The organism is Aciduricibacillus chroicocephali (assembly GCF_030762805.1).
In the GTDB taxonomy this organism is placed as follows: domain Bacteria; phylum Bacillota; class Bacilli; order Bacillales; family Amphibacillaceae; genus Aciduricibacillus; species Aciduricibacillus chroicocephali.
This window is the reverse complement of record NZ_CP129113.1, coordinates 90,001-92,500: the sequence shown is the minus strand read 5'-3', so window position 1 is coordinate 92,500 and position 2,500 is coordinate 90,001. Positions and strand designations below refer to the sequence as shown.

The following is a 2,500-nucleotide window of genomic DNA, read 5'->3' as shown; positions in this document are numbered from 1 at the left end:
TTTGTACCATCCATTGTAGCACGTGTGTAGCCCAGGTCATAAGGGGCATGATGATTTGACGTCATCCCCACCTTCCTCCGGTTTGTCACCGGCAGTCACCTTAGAGTGCCCAACTTAATGCTGGCAACTAAGATCAAGGGTTGCGCTCGTTGCGGGACTTAACCCAACATCTCACGACACGAGCTGACGACAACCATGCACCACCTGTCACTCTGTCCCCGAAGGGAAAGCGGTATCTCTACCGTTGTCAGAGGATGTCAAGACCTGGTAAGGTTCTTCGCGTTGCTTCGAATTAAACCACATGCTCCACCGCTTGTGCGGGCCCCCGTCAATTCTTTTGAGTTTCAGCCTTGCGGCCGTACTCCCCAGGCGGAGTGCTTAATGCGTTAACTTCAGCACTAAGGGGCGGAAACCCCTAACACCTAGCACTCATCGTTTACGGCGTGGACTACCAGGGTATCTAATCCTGTTCGCTCCCCACGCTTTCGCGCCTCAGCGTCAGTTACAGACCAGAGAGTCGCCTTCGCCACTGGTGTTCCTCCACATCTCTACGCATTTCACCGCTACACGTGGAATTCCACTCTCCTCTTCTGCACTCAAGTCCTCCAGTTTCCAATGACCGCTTACGGTTGAGCCGCAAGATTTCACATCAGACTTAAAGGACCGCCTGCGCGCGCTTTACGCCCAATAATTCCGGACAACGCTTGCCACCTACGTATTACCGCGGCTGCTGGCACGTAGTTAGCCGTGGCTTTCTGGTAAGGTACCGTCAAGGTACGATCAGTTACTATCGTACTTGTTCTTCCCTTACAACAGAGTTTTACGATCCGAAAACCTTCATCACTCACGCGGCGTTGCTCCGTCAGACTTTCGTCCATTGCGGAAGATTCCCTACTGCTGCCTCCCGTAGGAGTCTGGGCCGTGTCTCAGTCCCAGTGTGGCCGATCACCCTCTCAGGTCGGCTACGCATCGTTGCCTTGGTGAGCCGTTACCTCACCAACTAGCTAATGCGCCGCGGGCCCATCTGCAGGTGACAGCCGAAACCGTCTTTCATCTTTCTTCCATGAAGAAGAAAGTATTATCCGGTATTAGCTCCGGTTTCCCGGAGTTATCCCGATCCTGCAGGCAGGTTGCCCACGTGTTACTCACCCGTCCGCCGCTCGTTCCACAGGCATCACCCCGAAGGGATCTGCCTGCTTCCCGCGCTCGACTTGCATGTATTAGGCACGCCGCCAGCGTTCGTCCTGAGCCAAGATCAAACTCTCCAAAAAAGTTTGTTTCACATCATCCGAAGATGATGTCTTAGCTAGTAAAACTTAAACGGTTATACCGTTTCTTACTGACATAAATGGTTGTTTGTTCAGTTTTCAAAGAGCGAAAAAAATAAAAATGGTGGAGCCTAGCGGGATCGAACCGCTGACCTCCTGCGTGCAAGGCAGGCGCTCTCCCAGCTGAGCTAAGGCCCCATTAAAAGTATGTGTATTTCATGGTCGGGAAGACAGGATTTGAACCTGCGACCCCATGGTCCCAAACCATGTGCTCTACCAAGCTGAGCTACTTCCCGTTAAAATGGCGCGCCCGAGAGGAGTCGAACCCCTAACCTTCTGATCCGTAGTCAGACGCTCTATCCAATTGAGCTACGGGCGCAAATGCCGAGGACCGGAATCGAACCGGTACGGTAGATACCTACCGCAGGATTTTAAGTCCTGTGCGTCTGCCAGTTCCGCCACCCCGGCATACAATAGAGCGGAAGACGGGATTCGAACCCGCGACCCCCACCTTGGCAAGGTGATGTTCTACCACTGAACTACTTCCGCCTATTAAAAATGGTGCGGGTGGAGGGACTTGAACCCCCACGTCGTAAGACACTAGATCCTAAGTCTAGCGTGTCTGCCAATTCCACCACACCCGCAAGGATGGTGAGCCATGTAGGATTCGAACCTACGACCCTCTGATTAAAAGTCAGATGCTCTACCAACTGAGCTAATGGCTCTCGAAGTGGTGCCGGCCAGAGGACTTGAACCCCCAACCTACTGATTACAAGTCAGTTGCTCTACCAATTGAGCTAGGCCGGCTTAACATGGTGGAGGATGACGGGATCGAACCGCCGACCCCCTGCTTGTAAGGCAGGTGCTCTCCCAGCTGAGCTAATCCTCCGAATGTATACACTTTTTAATGAACTTGCGTTCATGCCTGGCGGCGTCCTACTCTTGCAGAGGCAAAGCCTCAACTACCATCGGCGCTGGGGAACTTAACTGCTGTGTTCGGTATGGGAACAGGTGTGACCTCCCCGCCATCACTGCCAGACATACTTCTCTTAAGAACGAAGACTATTATATCCTATTTCCTATAGAGAATGCAAGCCTTTTTTCAAGGAATATTTGCACCCTGAAAACTAAATAAGAGCGTTAGACAAGAATCAAATTAAAGATAGTTAAGTACTCGATCTATTAGTATCCGTCAGCTCCACGTGTCACCACGCTTCCACCTCGGACCTATC

9 tRNA genes and 3 rRNA genes (2 of these 12 running past the window's edge) are annotated in these 2,500 nt (G+C 52.0%); all 12 read right to left on the bottom strand.

The window, feature by feature from the left end:
• A 16S ribosomal RNA gene (locus tag QR721_RS00545) occupies positions 1-1,271 on the bottom strand (it extends 292 nt beyond the left edge of the window).
• Between the two features lie 119 nt (positions 1,272-1,390).
• Positions 1,391-1,466 (bottom strand) — tRNA-Ala (locus tag QR721_RS00540).
• Between the two features lie 21 nt (positions 1,467-1,487).
• Positions 1,488-1,564, bottom strand: a tRNA-Pro gene (locus tag QR721_RS00535).
• A 6-nt stretch (positions 1,565-1,570) separates the two neighbouring features.
• Positions 1,571-1,647 (bottom strand) — tRNA-Arg (locus QR721_RS00530).
• A gap of 3 nt (positions 1,648-1,650) precedes the next feature.
• Positions 1,651-1,736: transfer RNA gene (locus tag QR721_RS00525), tRNA-Leu, on the bottom strand.
• 9 nt (positions 1,737-1,745) lie between these two features.
• Positions 1,746-1,817: transfer RNA gene (locus tag QR721_RS00520), tRNA-Gly, on the bottom strand.
• Positions 1,818-1,827: 10 nt separating this feature from the next.
• A tRNA-Leu gene (locus QR721_RS00515) sits at positions 1,828-1,912 on the bottom strand.
• A 5-nt stretch (positions 1,913-1,917) separates the two neighbouring features.
• Positions 1,918-1,993: transfer RNA gene (locus QR721_RS00510), tRNA-Lys, on the bottom strand.
• Positions 1,994-1,999: 6 nt separating this feature from the next.
• Positions 2,000-2,075: transfer RNA gene (locus QR721_RS00505), tRNA-Thr, on the bottom strand.
• Between the two features lie 6 nt (positions 2,076-2,081).
• Positions 2,082-2,157 (bottom strand) — tRNA-Val (locus QR721_RS00500).
• 34 nt (positions 2,158-2,191) lie between these two features.
• Positions 2,192-2,307, bottom strand: a 5S ribosomal RNA gene (rrf, locus tag QR721_RS00495).
• Between the two features lie 123 nt (positions 2,308-2,430).
• A 23S ribosomal RNA gene (locus tag QR721_RS00490) occupies positions 2,431-2,500 on the bottom strand; it runs 2,843 nt beyond the window's last position.